A 16,228-nucleotide genomic window follows, 5' to 3' on the forward strand; every position below is an offset into this window, starting at 1 on the left:
GTCCTTCGGAGGGGTATGTCCGGACGGCGTGACTTACGCCGCGTGCAGGGCTCGTTGGACCCGACGACCCGGGCTGTTCACGCGGCACAAGTCAGCCTGAGTGTCCGGACACACCCCTCCTGCGGCCCCGCCCCCCTCTCGCCGTCACGTGGCGCTGTTCAAACCCACTCCCGCGGGTTGGAAGGGGGACGCGCAGGGGTCGTGGCCGGACACTCAGGCTGACTTGTGCCGCGTGGAAAGCCCGGTTCTCAATACACCAACGAACGTTGCACGCGGCGTAAGTCACGCCGTCCGGCCATGACCCCGGAGCGGCACCCGGACACCACCGCAACCACCCAGCCCGCCGCAGGCGCGAACGGCCCGCCGGGCGGCACCCGGCAACCACCCACGCCCGCCGCAGGCGACCACCTCAGACCCGCGTCCACGCCTCCAACGCCAGCCCCGGCTCCGCCTTCTGGCGGGCCACGCGCAGGGTGCCGTCCTTGGCCAGCGCCGCCATCACCACGCGGCCACGGCCGTCCAGGGCCAACGCGGGTGCGCCCACGCACTGTTCGCCCGTCGGGGTCCAGGTGACGCCCGCCGCCTCGTCCTCCGTCGGGTAGGCGGCGAGCAGGGGCCGTCCGTCGAGGCCGCGTTGGGCCAGGATCGTGCAGTCGTGGCCGTCGACGGGCGTGCGGAGCAGGGCGATCGGGCCGGTGCCGGGACCGCCCAGCGGGGCGGTCTCGCCCGTGTCGAGGCGCCAGGCGTGCACCGTACGGTCGTCGGTGTCGCGCCAGTAGTGCGTGAGCCGGTCGCCGCCGGTGCTTTCGGAGGCGAGGGTGCCGGGGGCGACGCGCGCCGCGAAACTCTTCAGGTCGCGCTCGGCCTTCGCCGCCGGCTTCGGCTGCCGCCAGCGCATCACCGCGTCGTCGGTCGGGCCCAGGGCCTCGATCAGACCGTCCTCGCCCACCACCGCCGCCGCCTCGCCGGTCATCCGGGACCCCTTGAGGTCCGCCCACGCGAGCCAGGCCCCGGTGGCCTTCTGCTGTCGGCCCGACAGGCCGCGGCCCGCGTTGCGGGCGAAGAGGTGCAGCGAGCCGTTGGCGTCGATCACGGCCGTGGGCAGCCCCAGCAGCCCTCCTCTGGCGAGGTCCTTCGGGTACGGCGTGCCGAGCGCCTGCCAGTCCCGCAGCGGGCGGCCGGTCTGGAACTGCACGGCGTACACGACGTCCGTCCGGATCTGCCCGCCGGTGGCCGGCGTGCGGCGCAGGCCCACCAGGTGGACGTAGCCCTCGGTGCCGCTGGCGATGGACAGGTACGGCAACAGGCCGGGGGCCGGGAGGAGTTCGGGGCCGGACCAGTTCGGCCCGCCGAGCCGGTCCTCCGTCCACCGCAGCACGCCGTCCTCGGTGGGCGCGTACGCGGTGAGCCTGCCGTCCTTGCCGCGCACCAGCCAGCCGGTGGTCGCGGGCAGTACGCCGTCGGCCGTGGGAACGGGGACGGATTCAGCCGGCCGGCCGCCGATGTCCGGGGCCTCGCCGGGGCTGCGACCGGATCGTTTCGACGTCCGTGCGGACCGCAGTGCCATGACCCACTGCCACCTTCCCAGCGCATGAAATTTCCCCGACGATAGCATTCGCGGGCGAACGGGAACCGTACCGCCCCAGTCGGCTGTGGCACGCTCCTGAAGTGCGGATTCTACTGATTGTCGACGGGGCGAACGTAGTCGGTTCGGTGCCCGACGGATGGTGGCGCGACCGGAGCGGAGCGGCCGAGCGGCTGCGCGACCGGTTGGTGCCGCTCGCCGGGGACGGGCTGCCCGACGCCGGGATTCCCGGGCCGCTGGAACTGGTGCTGGTCGTGGAGGGCCGGGCGCGGGGCGTGGAGTCCGTGCCGGGCGTACGGGTGGAGTCGGCGCCCGGCAGCGGCGACGACCTGATCGCGGAACTGGCCGCGGGCGCGGGAGAGCGGCCCTGTGTCGTCGTCACCGCCGACCGGGAGCTGCGGAGGCGGGTCGAGGCGTACGGGGCGCGATGTGTCGGGCCCCGTACGGTGCGTCAGCTCCCGGAGGAGCGGACGTAGAAGACCGTGCCCTCGACGGTCCCGGGGAGCGGCTCGTACTGCCCGGCCAGCAACCGCCGCAGCGTCGGGAGGCGTTCGGGGGCGTAGGGCTTGCCCCGTGAGTCGTCGACGATCAGCGCGGGCGGTCGCGCCCTCATCTCCTCGGCGAAGACCCGCCAGGCGCCCGGCACCCCGTACGCCTCGCCGACCTGCGGGCCGTCCCTGCCGCCGCTGAAGTTGGTGAGGAGCCCGGCGGTCAGATAACGGCTGGCGGGGGCTCGGTCGGCCAGGCGGTACATCTGCGGGTGTATGCCCCACACGAGGACCCGGTCCGTCGGGGCGCTGTGCTCCCGTACGGCGGTGGCGACGCGTTCGGCGTGGATGAGTTCCGAGCGGGGTGCGAAGACCGCCCAGGCCACGAAGACCGCGCAGACCCACGCCGGCACGGACAGGACGGATCTGAGCCGTTCATGGCGCAGCGACCGCAGGGTGGCGGTCGCCAACAGGGTGATGGGCGGCAGGAGTTGCAGGAAGTAGTGGCCGTAGAAGTGGAACCCGACGGTGACGGCTCCGGCGGAGGCGGCGAACCAGACCCAGAGGTCCTTGAGGGGCTTCCCGGCCGGTCGGTGGGCGGTCCGAAGGGCTCTGCGGACCGGTGGGACGATACCGGCGCAGCAGAGGCAGAGAATGAGGCTGTTCACCAACGCCCGGATGAGGACGTGGAGTTCGGAGCCGGTGAGGGAGAAGGCGTACGCCCCCGATCCGGTGACCGTCCAGAAGACGAAGCCCGCCGGGTCGGTCAGCAGCGCGGCGGCGGCGACCGGGACGGCGAAGCCGGCCGCCGTACGGAGCAGGGCCGGCCGCAGTGCGGGTCCGGCTCCGACGGTCCGCCAGAGCAGCCACAGCACCGGGACGAGGACCACGCCGCCGGTCTGCTTGGTGAGGAACGCCCCGGCGACGGCCACTCCGGCGGCGACCCAGCGGCCCCGGTCGGCGCAGAGGACGGCCGCCGCCGTGAAGGGCAGCATGACGACCTCGAAGGTGACGGCCTGGGTGTCCTGCGGGATGAACCCGACGGAGATCAGCAGGAAGAGCACCCCGGCCGTGGCACCGGACCGGTCGCCCCAGCGGCGCCGGGCGAGCGCCGCGAGCAGGGCTGCCGTGCCGAACTGGGCGGCGACAGCGAGGAGTTTCATCGCCTGGACGGATCCGTCGCCGAAGAGCGTGAACGCCGCCTCGTACAGCCAGGGCAGCAGGGGCGGCTTGCGGTCGACGACGGTCTCGTACAACTCCCCGCCGTTCGCCAGTATCCGGGCCTGCACGGCGAGATAGCCCTCGTCGGGGCTCCAGAAGGGGTGCAGGAAGGACGGGAGCCTGATGGCGAGGGCGACGGCGGCCAGGACGGGCAGCAGTCTTCGCCAGAAGCCGTACGCGGGCGTACGGCCGGGCTGTCGCCGGGCGGGGTGCGGCCTCGTGGGTGCGGGGCGTGGTGCGGTGGACGGCGGCTCGACGGACATGCGTGACTTTCGTACGGGGGGTAAGAACTGACGTACTGTCAGCCGGACTTGCCCAGGCGGCTGTTGCCCCGCCCGTAGGCGAAGTACACGACCACGCCGATGGCCATCCAGATGGCGAAACGCAGCCAGGTCTCGGCCGGCAGGTTGAGCATCAGCCAGAGCGAGGCGAGCACGGACACGGCCGGCAGCCACGGCACCAGCGGGGTGCGGAAGGATCTCGGCAGATCGGGGCGCGTGCGGCGCAGGATGACGACGCCGATCGCGACGACGACGAAGGCGAAGAGCGTGCCGATGTTCACCAGGGAGGCCAGTTCCTCGATGCTGGTGAAGCCCGCGACGATCGCGATGACCACACCGAGCAGCACCGTCGAGCGGTACGGGGTGCGGAACTTGGGGTGGACGTGCGCGAAGATCCGCGGGAGCAGTCCGTCCCGGCTCATCGCGAAGAACACACGGGTCTGGCCGAGCAGCAGGATCATGCACACGGTGGTGAGGCCGACGGCGGCTCCGAAGCTGATGACGCCCGCGTAGAACGGATGCCCGGTGGCCTTGAAGGCGTCGGCAAGGGGTGCGTCCACGGTGAGTTGGGTGTAGTGCTGCATGCCGGTGACGACGATGGACACGGCGACGTAGAGCACGGTGCAGATGACCAGCGAGCCGAGGATGCCGCGCGGCATGTCGCGCTGCGGCACCTTCGTCTCCTCGGCGGCCGTGGCGACGATGTCGAAGCCGATGAAGGCGAAGAAGACGACGGAGGCGGCGGTGAAGATTCCCATGACGCCGAAGTTGGTGGGCGCGTAGCCGAACATCAGCTGGATCAGCGGGGAGTCGAGACCGGCGCCCTCGGGCTGCTCCTGGGCCTTGGGGATGAACGGCGAGTAGTTCTTGGAGTCGATGAAGAACGAGCCGGCGATGATGACGATCAGGACGACCGCCAGTTTGACGGCCACGACGACCGCGGTGACGCGGGCGGAGAGCTTCATACCGAGGACGAGGATCGCGGTCAGCAGGAGGACCAGGAGGAACGCCAGCAGGTCGAAGCCGAAGCCGGTCTCCTCGTTGGTGCCGGCGAGGGAATCGGGCATGTGCCAGCCCGCGTTGTCGAGCAGCGACTGCACGTAGCCGGACCAGCCGACGGCCACCACGGCGGTGGCGAGGGCGAATTCGAGGACCAGGTCCCAGCCGATGATCCAGGCGGGCAGTTCGCCGAGTGAGGCGTAGCTGAAGGTGTACGCGGACCCGGCCACCGGCACGGTCGACGCGAACTCCGCGTAGCAGACGGCCGCGAGGGCGCAGACGATGCCGGCGGCGACGAAGGCGAGGGCGGTGGCGGGGCCCGCGTTGTCCTTGGCGACGGCGCCGGTGAGGACGAAGATGCCGGTGCCGATGATGACACCGACTCCGAAGACCGTCAGATCGAGCGCGGAGAGCGACTTCTTGAGCGCGTGCTCCGGCTCTTCGGTGTCCTGGATGGACTGTTCGACGGTTTTCGTGCGGAACATCGAATTTCTTCTGGGTCCCGTGTCGTGCTGGGTGCTCACCGGCGTACCTCCGAGTGCGTGGTTGCCGCCATGATCGAGAGGTGCTCGGCGGCGCCGGTGCCCGGAAGCGTTTATTTCACACGGATGGGCCGGTCGGACCACCCGTACAGGGAGTCCGACCGGCCCGTCCGCCGATGTGCGCGGTCGCGTTCGCGGCGTGTTCGGCCGCGGTCACGTCAGTCGCGCGCGACCTCCTCGACCGACGGCTCGTCGGCCATGCGGCCGTCGATCCGCGACACGAGGCCGGTGACCTGGCGTGCGATGTCCGGGGCCGTCAGACCGATCTCGGCCAGCAACTCCTTGCGCGACGCGTGGTCGAGGAAACGGGCCGGGATGCCGAAGTCCCGCAGGGGGATGTCGACACCGGCGTCCCGCAGGGACTGGGCGACGGCCGAACCGACGCCGCCCGCGCGGCTGTTGTCCTCGACGGTGACGACGACGCGGTGCCGCTCGGCGAGCGGCGCGAGCGCCTCGTCGACGGGCTTGACCCAGCGCGGGTCGACCACGGTCGTCGAGATGCCCTGCTTGTCGAGGAGATCGGCGATCTCCAGACACATCGGGGCGAGCGCGCCGACCGAGACGAGCAGGACGTCCGCCGTGCCCTCGGCGGGCCTGCGCAGCACGTCCATGCCGCCGACCTTGCCGACGGCGGCGACCGCGGGGCCGACGGCGCCCTTGGAGAAGCGCACCACGGTCGGGGCGTCCTCGACCTCGACGGCCTCGCGGAGCTGCGCCCGCACCTGGTCGGCGTCGCGCGGCGCGGCGATCCGCAGGTTGGGCACGCACTGGAGGATCGACATGTCCCACATGCCGTTGTGGGAGGCGCCGTCGGTGCCGGTGACCCCGGCGCGGTCGAGGACGAACGTGACTCCGCAGTTGTGCAGTGCGACGTCCATCAGGACCTGGTCGAAGGCACGGTTGAGGAAGGTCGCGTACACGGCGAAGACGGGGTGCAGTCCGCCGGTGGCCAGACCGGCCGCCGACACCGCCCCGTGCTGCTCGGCGATCCCCACGTCGTACACCCGGTCCGGGAACGCCTTCGCGAACTTCTCCAGGCCGACCGGCTGGAGCATCGCGGCGGTGATGGCGACGATGTCGGGGCGCTCGTTGCCGAGCTTGACCATCTCCTCGCCGAACACCGAGGTCCAGTCGACGCCGGAACTGGCGATCGGCAGACCGGTGTCGGGGTGGATCTTGCCGACGGCGTGGAAGCGGTCGGCCTCGTCCTGGAGCGCGGGCTGGTAGCCGCGGCCCTTCTCGGTGAGGCAGTGGATGATGACGGGGCCACCGAAGCGCTTGGCGCGCTGGAGGGCCGACTCCATCGCCTCCAGGTCGTGTCCGTCGATCGGGCCGACGTACTTCAGGCCGAGGTCCTCGAACATGCCCTGGGGGGCGATGAAGTCCTTGAGGCCCTTCTTCGCGCCGTGCAGCGTCTCGTAGAGCGGGCGGCCGACGACCGGGGTGCGCTCCAGGATGTCCTTGCCGCGGGCCAGGAAGCGCTCGTAGCCGTCGGTGGTGCGCAGGGTCGCGAGATGGTTCGCGAGGCCGCCGATGGTGGGCGCGTAGGAGCGCTCGTTGTCGTTGACGACGATGACGAGCGGGCGGTCCTTGGCGGCGGCGATGTTGTTCAGCGCCTCCCAGGCCATGCCGCCGGTGAGCGCGCCGTCACCGATGACGGCGACCACGTGGTCCTCGCGGCCCAGGACCTGATTGGCCTTGGCGAGGCCGTCGGCCCAGCCGAGGACCGTCGAGGCGTGCGAGTTCTCGATGATGTCGTGCTCGGACTCGGCTCTGGACGGGTAGCCGGACAGGCCGCCCTTGCTCTTGAGCTTCGAGAAGTCCTGACGTCCCGTGAGCAGCTTGTGCACATAGGACTGGTGACCGGTGTCGAAGAGGACCTTGTCCCTGGGTGAGTCGAAGACCCGGTGCAGGGCGATCGTCAGCTCGACGACCCCGAGGTTGGGACCGAGGTGTCCGCCGGTCTTGGAGACGGCGTCGACGAGGAAGGACCGGATCTCTGAGGCGAGCTGGTCCAGCTGCTCGGGGCCGAGGCGGTCCAGATCACGCGGGCCCTTGATCCGGGTCAGCAGGTCCCATCCGTCGCCCACTGCCGCCTCGGGCGGTCGCGCTGCGCGCGGCTGTGTCACCGTGCCTCCTTGCGTTGAACTCATCTGGCATGCCGGTCCGCCGAGTCTAATGTTCCCGGCGAGGCGGGCGTCATCGGGCGGCGCGAGATTCACCGTACGAGCATGTGTGCGTATGTCAGACGTACGCCCCGTGAGGCCCCGCCAGGACGCGAACGTGCCCGGTACCGGGGTCCGGTACCGGGCACGGCGTGCGACGACGGCTGTCAGGCGCGACCAGCGGTCTTCTGGGTCTTCCGGGTGACCGCGTCGATGACGACGGTGGCGAGAAGCACACCACCGGTGATCATGTACTGGATCGGCGAGGCGATGCCCTGGAGGGCGAGCCCGTACTGGATCGACGTGATGACAAGCACACCGAGCAGCGCGTTCCAGGTGCGGCCCCGGCCGCCGAAGAGGCTGGTGCCACCGATGACGGCCGCCGCGATGGCGTTCATCAGCAGCTCGCCGGCGCCGGCGCCCTGGTTGGCGGAGGTGATCTTCGAGGCGATGAAGAGACCGCCGATCGCGGCGAAGGTGCCCGCGATGGAGAAGACCGCGACCCGCACGCCGATGACGCTGATACCGGCACGCCGGGAGGCCTCGACGCTGCCACCGAGTGCGAAGACCTTGCGGCCGAAGGAGGTGCGGCGGAGCACGAAGTCCGTCACCACCAGCACGACCAGGAAGATCAGCACGGCGAGCGGCAGGCCCTTGTACTGGTTGAACATGATCGCCGCGGCGAAGGCCAGGACGGCGAGCAGCGCCGTACGGACGACGATCTCGCTCAGCGGGCGGGACGGGACACCCGCGGCGGCCCGGCGGCGGTTGTCGAAGAACGACGAGAGGAAGAAGCCGACCACCGCGATCACCGCGAGCCCGTAGGCGGCGGCGACGTCGGAGAAGTAGTAGCCGGTCAGCTTGGCGACCAGGCCCTCGGAGTCCAGGTTGATCGTGCCGTTGTCGCCGAGGATCTGGAGCATGAAGCCGTTCCAGAACAGCAGACCGGCCAGGGTCACGGCGAACGCGGGCACGCCCACGCGGGCGAAGAAGAAGCCGTGGAGCGCGCCGGCGGCGGCGCCGGTCAGGATGGCCAGGATCAGCGCCAGCCACTCCGCCATGCCGTGGGTGACCGCGAGGACCGCGAAGACGGCGCCCGCCACACCGCTGACCGAGCCGACCGACAGGTCGATCTCGCCGAGCAGCAGGACGAAGACGATGCCGACCGCGATCATGCCGGTGCCGACCATGGCGACCGAGATGTCGGAGAGGTTGCCGGCGGTCAGGAAGTTCGAGTTCAGGCTGGTGAAGATCGCCCAGATGATGATCAGGCCGATGACGACCGGTATCGAACCGAGGTCGCCACCGCGCATCTTGCGCTTGAACTCCGACAGGTAGCCGGCGAAGCCCTGCTCGCGGACGAGGAGCCGGGGGTCCACCGCGACGGTGCTCGCGGCGGCGGCCGGTGCGGGCGCGTCGTCGGCGGTGCCGACGGGTGCGGAGGTCTTGTCGAGACTCACTTCTTAACCTCCACATTGCGCGCCGCGCGTCGGGTCACGGCGTTGTCCGTGGCACCGGTGATCGCGGAGATGATGTCTTCCTGCGAGGTGGTGGCGACGTCGAAGAAGCCGTTGTTACGGCCCAGCCTGAGCACGGCGACCTTGTCGGCGACCGCGCGGACGTCCTCCATGTTGTGGCTGACGAGGATCACCGCGTAACCGCGTTCACGCAGCCGCTCGACCAGGTCGAGGACCTGGGCGGTCTGCTCGACGCCGAGGGCCGCGGTGGGCTCGTCGAGGATCACCAGCTTGGGCTCGCCGAGCATGGACCGGGCGATGGCCACGGTCTGGCGCTGGCCGCCGGAGAGCGAGGCGATCGGGATGCGCACGCTGGGGATGCGGATCGACAGCGTGGTGAGCAACTCGCGGGCGCGGCGCTCCATCTCGACCTCGTTGAGGACGCCCCAGGAGCGCAGCTCCCGGCCGAGGTACAGATTGCCCACGACGTCGAGGTTGTCGCAGAGCGCGAGGTCCTGGTAGACCGTCGCCACACCCAGGGCCTGGGCGTCGTGCGGTTTGTTGATCGCGACCGACCCGCCCTCCCACTCGATGACGCCGTCATCGATGGGGTGGACTCCGGCGATCGTCTTGACGAGCGTGGATTTGCCGGCTCCGTTGTCGCCCACGAGGGCGACCACCTGTCCGGCATGGACCTCAAGCTCTACGTCGGTGAGCGCCTGCACGGCACCGAACCGCTTGGAGACCCCTCGCAACGCCAGCACGGGCGTAGCGGTCACTTGAACCATCTCCTTCGCCGCCTGGCCGGCGGGGATACCGCGCCCGGGGGTGATGAGCGCGGGGGTCGAGCAGAAGAGAGAAACGCGGGAGACGACACACGAAAAGCCGTGAAGTGGTCCGTCCGGCGCCCCGCCCGGTAGCGGGACAGTTGAGGGCGGGGCGCCGGACAGGCTTCAGGGCGGGTTTCCGTGGTCTGACGTGTCGGCTACTTGAGGCCGAGGGTGTCGCACTTGGCCTTGAACTTCGCGGTGCAGATCTCGTCGAGGGTGTAGATGCCGTCCTTGAGGACCGTGTCGTTGATGTTCTCCGTGGTCAGCGAGACGACCGGGACGAGGACCGACGGGATGCCCTTGGTGGTGGCGCTGTCGAGCTTCGTCTTGGCGATGGAGTCCAGCGCCTCGCCCTTGGCGACCTTCACGGCCATCTCGGCGGCGACGGCGGCCTCGGCCGGGTACGGCTTGTAGACGCTCATGAACTGCTCACCGGCGACGATGCGCTGCACACCGGCGAGTTCGGCGTCCTGGCCGGTGACCGGCGGGAGCGGGCTCAGACCGGCACCCTTGAGGGCGGTGATGATGCCGCCCGCCATGCCGTCGTTGGCGGAGTAGACGCCGACGATCTTGTCCTTGCCCAGGGCCGAGATCGCGCCTTCCATGTTGGCGTTGGCGTTCTCCGGCTTCCACTCCTTGGTGTCGTACTCCTTGCCGATCTTCACCTTGCCGTCCAGGACGGACTTGGCGCCCTTCTTGAAGAGGGCGGCGTTCGGGTCGGTGATCGCGCCGTTCATCATCACGATCTCACCGTCCTTCGCCTTCGGGCCCAGCTCGTCCAGGAGCGCCTGGCCCTGGACGCGGCCGACCTCTTCGTTGTCGAAGGAGACGTAGCCGTCGATCGGGCCCTCGGCGAGGCGGTCGAAGGCGATCACCGGTATGCCGGCTTCCTTGGCCTTCTTGATCGAGCCCGTGATGGCCTTGGAGTCGACGGCGTCCACGATCAGCGCGTCGACCTTGTTGGTGACCATCGTGTCGGCCTGCTGGTTCTGCGTCGACGCGTCCTGCTTGGCGTTGGCGTAGACGACCTTGCCGGTGCCGTCGGTCAGTTCGCTGACCCGCTTCTCGATGAGCGGCTTGTCGAACTTCTCGTAGCGCGCGGTCTGGTTCTCGGGCAGCAGCAGACCGATGGTCAGCGGGCCGTCCTTCTTCTTCGTCTCTTTCGCGGAGTCACCGGACTCTTCGGCGCTTCCACAAGCGGCGAGCGAGACGGCCATCGCGGTGGCAGCGGCGGCCACGGCAGCACGTCGGAGATGTGCGTTCACTTCAGAAACCTCCCTGACGAGGCCGCGACGTTGCGGCCGAGGTGGCTGGAAGTCAACTCCGCTGCGGACGCAGCGTCAAGGAGTAAATCCTTAACGAGATGACAACGGTGCCATTCGTTATCTAAGTGAAGACAGCCGAGCCGACGGGCAGCGTGCTCTCAAGAAGGGTCGAATCGCCCATTTCACTCAGTACGAGGGCGAGCGCGCCGAGCACTTCGGCCCGTCCGCCGAGGGCTCCCGGAAGCACCGAGAGCTGTCTGGCCGCACTCGGGATCGCGTACCGGGAGACCGACTCGCGTATCGGCGCCAGCACCAGTTCCCCAGCCTCGGCCAGATCACCGCCGAGCACCACCCGGCTGGGGTTCAGCAGATTGCAGAGATTGGCGACGCCGCTGCCGATGTGGCGCCCGACGTCGGCGATCACCCGGCGGCAGCCCGGATCGCCCTCCCTGGCCAGCTGCACGACCCGCTCCATGGTCAGATCGCGGCCGTGGCTGGACCTGAGCAGGGGCAGTACGTAGCGGGCCGCCGTGAACGTCTCCATGCAACCCCGGTTGCCGCAGCGGCAGACGGGGCCCGACTCGTCGAGCGTGATGTGCCCGATCTCGCCCGCCGTACCGCCCGGTCCGCGGTAGATCTGACCGTCTATGACCAGACCGGCGCCGACTCCGCTGGCGACCTTGATGTAGGCGAGGTCCTTCACCCCCCGGCCGCTCCCCCAGACCAGCTCGCCCAGCGCGCCCAGATTGGCGTCGTTGTCGACGTACACCGGCACGCCGAGCCGGCCGGCCAGCTCCTCGCCGGGGTTTATCCCCGTCCAGCCCGGCAGGATCGAGGTGGAGCCGAGCGTGCCCGAGACGACGTCGATCGGGCCCGGCACCCCGAGCCCCACGCCGATGACCTTCTGGCGGCCGATCCCGGTGGCCTCGATCAGCCTCTCCACCAGCTCCTCGGCGCGCCCGAAGCCGTGCGCCGACGAGGCGTCCACGTCGAGCGGTTCAGACTCCTCGGCGAGCACCTGGTGGGCCAGGTTGCCGACGGCCACCCGCAGATGCGTATGGCCGAAGTCGACGCCTATGACGATGCCGGCGTCGCCGCTGAGCGAGACGCTGCGGGCCCTGCGGCCCCCCGCCGAGGTGGGCGTCACCTCTACGGTGCCGCCCTCCCTGAGCTCGCGGACGATGTTGGAGACCGTGGCCGCCGACAGTCCTGTGCTCCGGGCGATCTCCGCCTGGGTGAGCGAGCCCGCCATGCGCACCGCGCGGACGACCCGCTCTAGGTTCGCCCGGTGCAGAGACGACTGCGACCCTGGAGTCTCCACAACTGATCCACTCCTGCCCTTGGCAGGCGGCACGACCACCGCCCCCGGCCGGGGTCGCGCCTATGAAACCCCGACGTATCTCCAACTTGTGAACTCTAAGCTCAGCCTTTCGGGTCGCTTCCCGTCAAGACCTTGAGCAGTGCCGGACTCGGATGAGCACCGTACTTACGCATCTGACCTGCGAACATCGCCGTTTTGTCGATTTCAGGCCACTGTCGGTGGCGAAAAGTACCCCTTCGGCTCGGGATGGATACCGAACGAACCCCCTTCGCGCGGGCCCGGAACGCCGCGAACCGCCCCCCGGCGAGAGGCCGGAGGGCGGTTCGGTGAAGAGGTGAAGCCGTGGGCCGGTTCGGTGAAACCGTGGGCGGGCTCCGCTACTTGAGCGCTCCCGCCGTCAGGCCCGCGACGACCTGGCGCTGGAAGATGATGTACGCGGCGAGCACCGGCAGCATCGCCATCACCAGTCCGGCGAAGAGACCGGAGTAGTCGCCCTTGTAGCCCTGGCTGACGGCCAGCTGCACCAGGCCCTGCGAGAGCACCTTCTTGTCCGGGTCGGTGTTGAGCACCGTCGGCAGCATGTACTGGTTCCACTGCCCGAGGAAGTTGAAGATGCCCACGCTGATCAGACCCGGCTTGGCCATCGGCAACATGATCTGGAAGAAGGTCCTGGTGTGCGAGGCGCCGTCGATGATCGCCGCCTCCGCCACCGAACTCGGCAGCGTCCTGAAGAAGGACGACAGGAAGAACACCGTGAACGGCAGTGAGTAGGCGATGTACACCAGGATCAGACCGTGCGTGGTGTTCAGCAGCCCCATGTTGTTCATGACGAAGAACAACGGGACCAGCGCCAGGATGATCGGGAAGCTCATTCCTCCGATGAAGAGGAAATAGATGAAGCGGTTCCCGGGGAAATCGAAGCGCGCCAGCACGTACGCGGCCATCGAGCCGAGCACCAGGGTGCCGATCAGCGAACCACCCACCACCACGATGGTGTTGAAGAAGTAGTCGCTCATGTGCGCCTGGGTCCAGGCCCGCGACCAGTTCTCGAAGTGGAGCTTGTCCGGCAGCGCCCAGGGCGAGCTGAAGATGGAGTTGTCGTCCTTGAAGGAGGACATCACCGCCCACAGCAGCGGCAGGACGACCAGAAGCGCCCAGATGACCAGCACACCGTGCGAGAAGACGTTGAGGACGGTGCCCTCGCGCTTCTCCTTCACCGGCGGGATGTCCACCTTGGTCACGGGCGGCCGGTCCTGCGGCTCCTCGGGCAGCGCGGCCGGAGGCGTGTCAGTGGTCTTCATCAGAACTCCAGCCGCTCGCGTCGGCCCAGCTTCGTCACGACTGCCGCGAAGGACAGCGTCACCACGAGCAGGGCGACACCGATCGTTGTGGCGTATCCGGCCTGGGCGTCCCTGAAGGCCGTTTGGTAGACGTACAGCGGCAGGACGGTGGTCGAGTAGTCGGGTCCGCCACCGCCCGGACCGATGGTCATGATCTGTACGACCGCGAACGCCTCGGCGCCGAGCGCCAGGATGCCCATGTAGATCCAGCCGGCCTGCACCGTGTCCCAGAGCAGCGGAAGCGTGATCCGGAAGAAGGTGGTGAACCGGTCCGCGCCGTCCAGCAGCGCCGCCTCGTAGTAGTCCTTCGGGATGGAGGCCATTCCGGCGGAGAAGAGGACGACGAAGAAGCCGACCGTGCTCCAGATCAGGACCGCCATCACGCACCAGAGCGCGAGATCCGGGTCACCGAGCCAGAGCGGCTGGATGCTGTCCAGACCGACCGCGGAGAGCGCCGCGTTGATGGCGCCGCTCTCCGGGTTGTAGGCGAACTGGAAAAGCAGGGCGACGATCGCGATGGAAAGCACCTGCGGAAAGAAATACGCGATCTTGTAGAAACCCGAACCGCGTACGCCTCTGATCGCGGCGCCTTTCTTCTGCCGCCCGCCGACATTGATCATGAAGGCGAGGAACAGCGCGAGGCCGAGCGTCACCAGCGGCAGCAGCAGCACGAACAACACGCTGTGCTGCAACGACTTCCAGAAGATGTCGTCCTCGAACATCTTCTTGTAGTTGTCGAAGCCCACCATCTTGAAGTCGGAACTCAGACCCGTCCAGTCCGTGAACGAGTAGTAGATGGACTGGATGAACGGCCATATGACGAAGATCGCGTACAACGCCAAGGGGGTGATCAAGAACCCCACGATGAACCGGTATTTACCGTGCTGCATGGATCCGACCCCGATCTGTGCGCGGATACCGCCGCTGGTGACGCCTGCTCACTGGTGCTTGTAGTGCTTGATGGACTGGTCCTTCGCGGCGGCATCCGCGTAGCCCTGGATCTTCTTGATGGTCTCGGCGGGGGTGGCGCGCCCGGCCATCATCTCGCCGAGGCCGGCGACACCGATCTGCTCCTTCTGGAGCTTGACGTACCAGTCCTGGATCCGCGGGTTGACGACGTTCGTCCCCGCCTTCTCCAGGGAGGCCACGGCCGACTTGAGACCCGGGGTCAGCTCGATGCCGTCCGTGCCGCCGTTCAGCGCGGTCAGCGACTTCACCTGGGAGGTGAAGTTCTTCGACGACGCCTCGCTGAGCATGATGCGCAGCTGCTCCATGCCGCCCTGCGGGTTCTTGGCCTTCCGCGGAACGATGAAGGGCTCGCCACCGGACGCCCAGAGGGTACCGAACGGCAGCGCGTCGGAGGCGTCCATGCTGGACGGCGCGCCGACGGCGAGGTTGAAGTCGGCCGGCATGGTCTTGGCCGCCTCGTTCTCCACCCACGAACCGTTCGGGATGAAGAGCGCCTTGCCCTTGCTCCACGCGGTCTGCGACTGGATGTGGTCCAGACCGGGGGTGCCCTGGAGGATGTAGCCCTTCTTGAAGAGCTCGTAGTACGCCTCGAAGGCCGTCTTGACCGCCGGGTCCTTCCAGGCGTTCGGCTCCAGGTTGTCGATCTTGTCGAGGACCTCGACGCCACCGATCTTGGCGATCAACGGGTAGAGCGAGAACGGGATGTAGTACGGGTGCTTGCCCGCGTACGTCCAGCCGGCGATGCCCTTCTTCTTCGCCTTGGCGCAGAGCGCGAGCATGTCGTCCCACGTCTCGGGGTACGTCGCGTCGAGGTTCTCCAGCGCCTTCTGCGAGTACCAGACGCCGTACACCGTGTAGGCGTAGTACATGATCCAGACGGGGTCGCCGTCGAACTGGCCCATCTCGACGATGCCGGGGCGCAGGGTGTCGCGCACCTTCTTCGCCGGGTCGTCGTACGACGGGGCGTCCATCAGCGGGGTGAGGTCGGTGAGCTGCTTCTTGCCCACCAGCACGCCCATGTCCATCTGCTCGGCGCCGGAGTTGTCGATCAGGTCCGGCGGGGTGCCGCCGTTGAACCTCGGCTGGAGCGTGGACTGGATCTTCTCGGTCGCCGCGTGCTTGACCTTCGGGGCCTTCGGGAAGGCCTCGTTGTACCGCTTCTCCGCGTCGATGGCGTACTGCTCGCCGAAACCACCGTTGAAGATGACGACGTCGAGCTGTGCCGTCTCGTTGACTCCGAGGGGGTTCTTCGCCGAGATCTTGCCCTTCTCGACCTTCTCGTCGCCGCCGCTGTCGCTGCTCGCGCAGGACGCCAGGAAACTCATCGTCGGCACGGTGATCAGGCCGACTGCGGCTGAACGCTTGATCAGATCACGACGGCCAAGGCCCTCATTGCTGTGAGCGGAGGTGGATCCCATGCTCAAGTCCTCGCCTTCTCCAGGACTCAGGCGGTGTACCGGTCGCCCGTCCTTCTCGCCTGAGGCAGAAGGGCCCCGCCACCGCGGTCAAATGAAGCTGGTCGTTCAGGATTGTGGTGCTGATTGCCGTGCGTCTTGCGGTGCTTCTCGCTGTGACTCGCTGTGCTTCTGGTTGAGCGTGTTGCCGAACGTGTTGTTGAACGTCGTACGTGACGCGCGACGTGTGATGCGTGATTACAGCAGGGACGGCCTGAATGGATGGCGGCGGGGTGCGTCGCGACGTCACGGCACCCAACCGCCCCCCGTCTCACGGTCCTTCGCCGTTCGAAACCTGGCGAGGCGGACGC

The 16,228-nt window shown here is 68.5% G+C and carries 12 protein-coding genes; 1 reads left to right on the forward strand and 11 read right to left on the reverse strand.

What is annotated here, in order from left to right:
- Positions 1-409 precede the first annotated feature (409 nt).
- On the reverse strand, positions 410-1,567 hold the full coding sequence (locus P3L51_RS11795) for a PLL family lectin (protein ID WP_354605086.1): 1,158 nt from the start codon (positions 1,565-1,567) through the stop codon (positions 410-412).
- Between the two features lie 101 nt (positions 1,568-1,668).
- Between P3L51_RS11795 and P3L51_RS11800 the strand changes: the two genes are divergently transcribed.
- The gene (locus P3L51_RS11800; protein WP_354605087.1) at positions 1,669-2,061 is read left to right on the forward strand and encodes an NYN domain-containing protein; all 393 of its coding nucleotides are present in this window, start codon (positions 1,669-1,671) and stop codon (positions 2,059-2,061) included.
- Here the strand turns inward: P3L51_RS11800 and P3L51_RS11805 are convergent.
- The 10 genes from P3L51_RS11805 to ngcE all read right to left on the reverse strand — a co-directional run bounded on the left by P3L51_RS11805 (position 2,037) and on the right by ngcE (position 15,881).
- Entirely contained in the window at positions 2,037-3,557 is a 1,521-nt protein-coding gene (locus P3L51_RS11805; RefSeq protein WP_354605088.1) for a glycosyltransferase family 39 protein, read from the reverse strand. The two genes, P3L51_RS11800 and P3L51_RS11805, sit on opposite strands and share 25 nt — an antisense overlap.
- 38 nt (positions 3,558-3,595) lie before the next feature.
- Positions 3,596-5,098 carry an amino acid permease gene (locus tag P3L51_RS11810; RefSeq protein ID WP_435594434.1) on the reverse strand — a complete coding sequence of 501 codons (1,503 nt, stop codon included), beginning with the start codon at positions 5,096-5,098 and terminating at the stop codon, positions 3,596-3,598.
- A 176-nt stretch (positions 5,099-5,274) separates the two neighbouring features.
- Complete coding sequence (gene dxs, locus P3L51_RS11815; RefSeq protein WP_354605119.1) at positions 5,275-7,206, reverse strand: 1-deoxy-D-xylulose-5-phosphate synthase; 1,932 nt, start codon at positions 7,204-7,206, stop codon at positions 5,275-5,277.
- Between the two features lie 242 nt (positions 7,207-7,448).
- A complete protein-coding gene (locus P3L51_RS11820; RefSeq protein ID WP_354605090.1) occupies positions 7,449-8,741 on the reverse strand; it encodes a sugar ABC transporter permease in 1,293 nt (430 codons plus the stop codon).
- Positions 8,738-9,526 carry an ATP-binding cassette domain-containing protein gene (locus P3L51_RS11825; protein ID WP_354605091.1) on the reverse strand — a complete coding sequence of 263 codons (789 nt, stop codon included), beginning with the start codon at positions 9,524-9,526 and terminating at the stop codon, positions 8,738-8,740. Before P3L51_RS11825 ends, P3L51_RS11820 begins: the two co-directional genes overlap by 4 nt.
- Positions 9,527-9,723: 197 nt before the next feature.
- Positions 9,724-10,785: a substrate-binding domain-containing protein gene (locus tag P3L51_RS11830; RefSeq protein ID WP_354605120.1), complete on the reverse strand. Its 1,062-nt coding sequence runs from the start codon at positions 10,783-10,785 to the stop codon at positions 9,724-9,726.
- Between the two features lie 169 nt (positions 10,786-10,954).
- A complete protein-coding gene (locus tag P3L51_RS11835; protein WP_354605092.1) occupies positions 10,955-12,154 on the reverse strand; it encodes an ROK family transcriptional regulator in 1,200 nt (399 codons plus the stop codon).
- A gap of 377 nt (positions 12,155-12,531) precedes the next feature.
- Positions 12,532-13,455, reverse strand: coding sequence for a carbohydrate ABC transporter permease (locus tag P3L51_RS11840; protein WP_354605093.1), 924 nt, complete (start codon positions 13,453-13,455; stop codon positions 12,532-12,534).
- A complete protein-coding gene (locus P3L51_RS11845) occupies positions 13,455-14,384 on the reverse strand; it encodes a carbohydrate ABC transporter permease (RefSeq protein WP_354605094.1) in 930 nt (309 codons plus the stop codon). Before P3L51_RS11845 ends, P3L51_RS11840 begins: the two co-directional genes overlap by 1 nt.
- A gap of 48 nt (positions 14,385-14,432) precedes the next feature.
- The gene (gene ngcE / locus P3L51_RS11850) at positions 14,433-15,881 is read right to left on the reverse strand and encodes an N-acetylglucosamine/diacetylchitobiose ABC transporter substrate-binding protein (RefSeq protein WP_354605095.1); all 1,449 of its coding nucleotides are present in this window, start codon (positions 15,879-15,881) and stop codon (positions 14,433-14,435) included.
- Positions 15,882-16,228 lie beyond the last annotated feature (347 nt).

Source organism: Streptomyces panacea, assembly GCF_040560175.1.
Taxonomy (GTDB): Bacteria; Actinomycetota; Actinomycetes; order Streptomycetales; family Streptomycetaceae; genus Streptomyces; species Streptomyces panacea.

What these genes read in the sequence shown, in the direction of transcription:
- P3L51_RS11795 (WP_354605086.1), bottom strand. Translation starts at nt 1,567, where the DNA reads ATGGCACTGCGGTCCGCACGGACGTCGAAACGATCCGGTCGCAGCCCC.
- P3L51_RS11805 (WP_354605088.1), bottom strand. Translation starts at nt 3,557, where the DNA reads ATGTCCGTCGAGCCGCCGTCCACCGCACCACGCCCCGCACCCACGAGG.
- P3L51_RS11825 (WP_354605091.1), bottom strand. Translation starts at nt 9,526, where the DNA reads ATGGTTCAAGTGACCGCTACGCCCGTGCTGGCGTTGCGAGGGGTCTCC.
- P3L51_RS11830 (WP_354605120.1), bottom strand. Translation starts at nt 10,785, where the DNA reads ATGGCCGTCTCGCTCGCCGCTTGTGGAAGCGCCGAAGAGTCCGGTGAC.
- P3L51_RS11840 (WP_354605093.1), bottom strand. Translation starts at nt 13,455, where the DNA reads ATGAAGACCACTGACACGCCTCCGGCCGCGCTGCCCGAGGAGCCGCAG.
- P3L51_RS11845 (WP_354605094.1), bottom strand. Translation starts at nt 14,384, where the DNA reads ATGCAGCACGGTAAATACCGGTTCATCGTGGGGTTCTTGATCACCCCC.
- ngcE (WP_354605095.1), bottom strand. Translation starts at nt 15,881, where the DNA reads ATGGGATCCACCTCCGCTCACAGCAATGAGGGCCTTGGCCGTCGTGAT.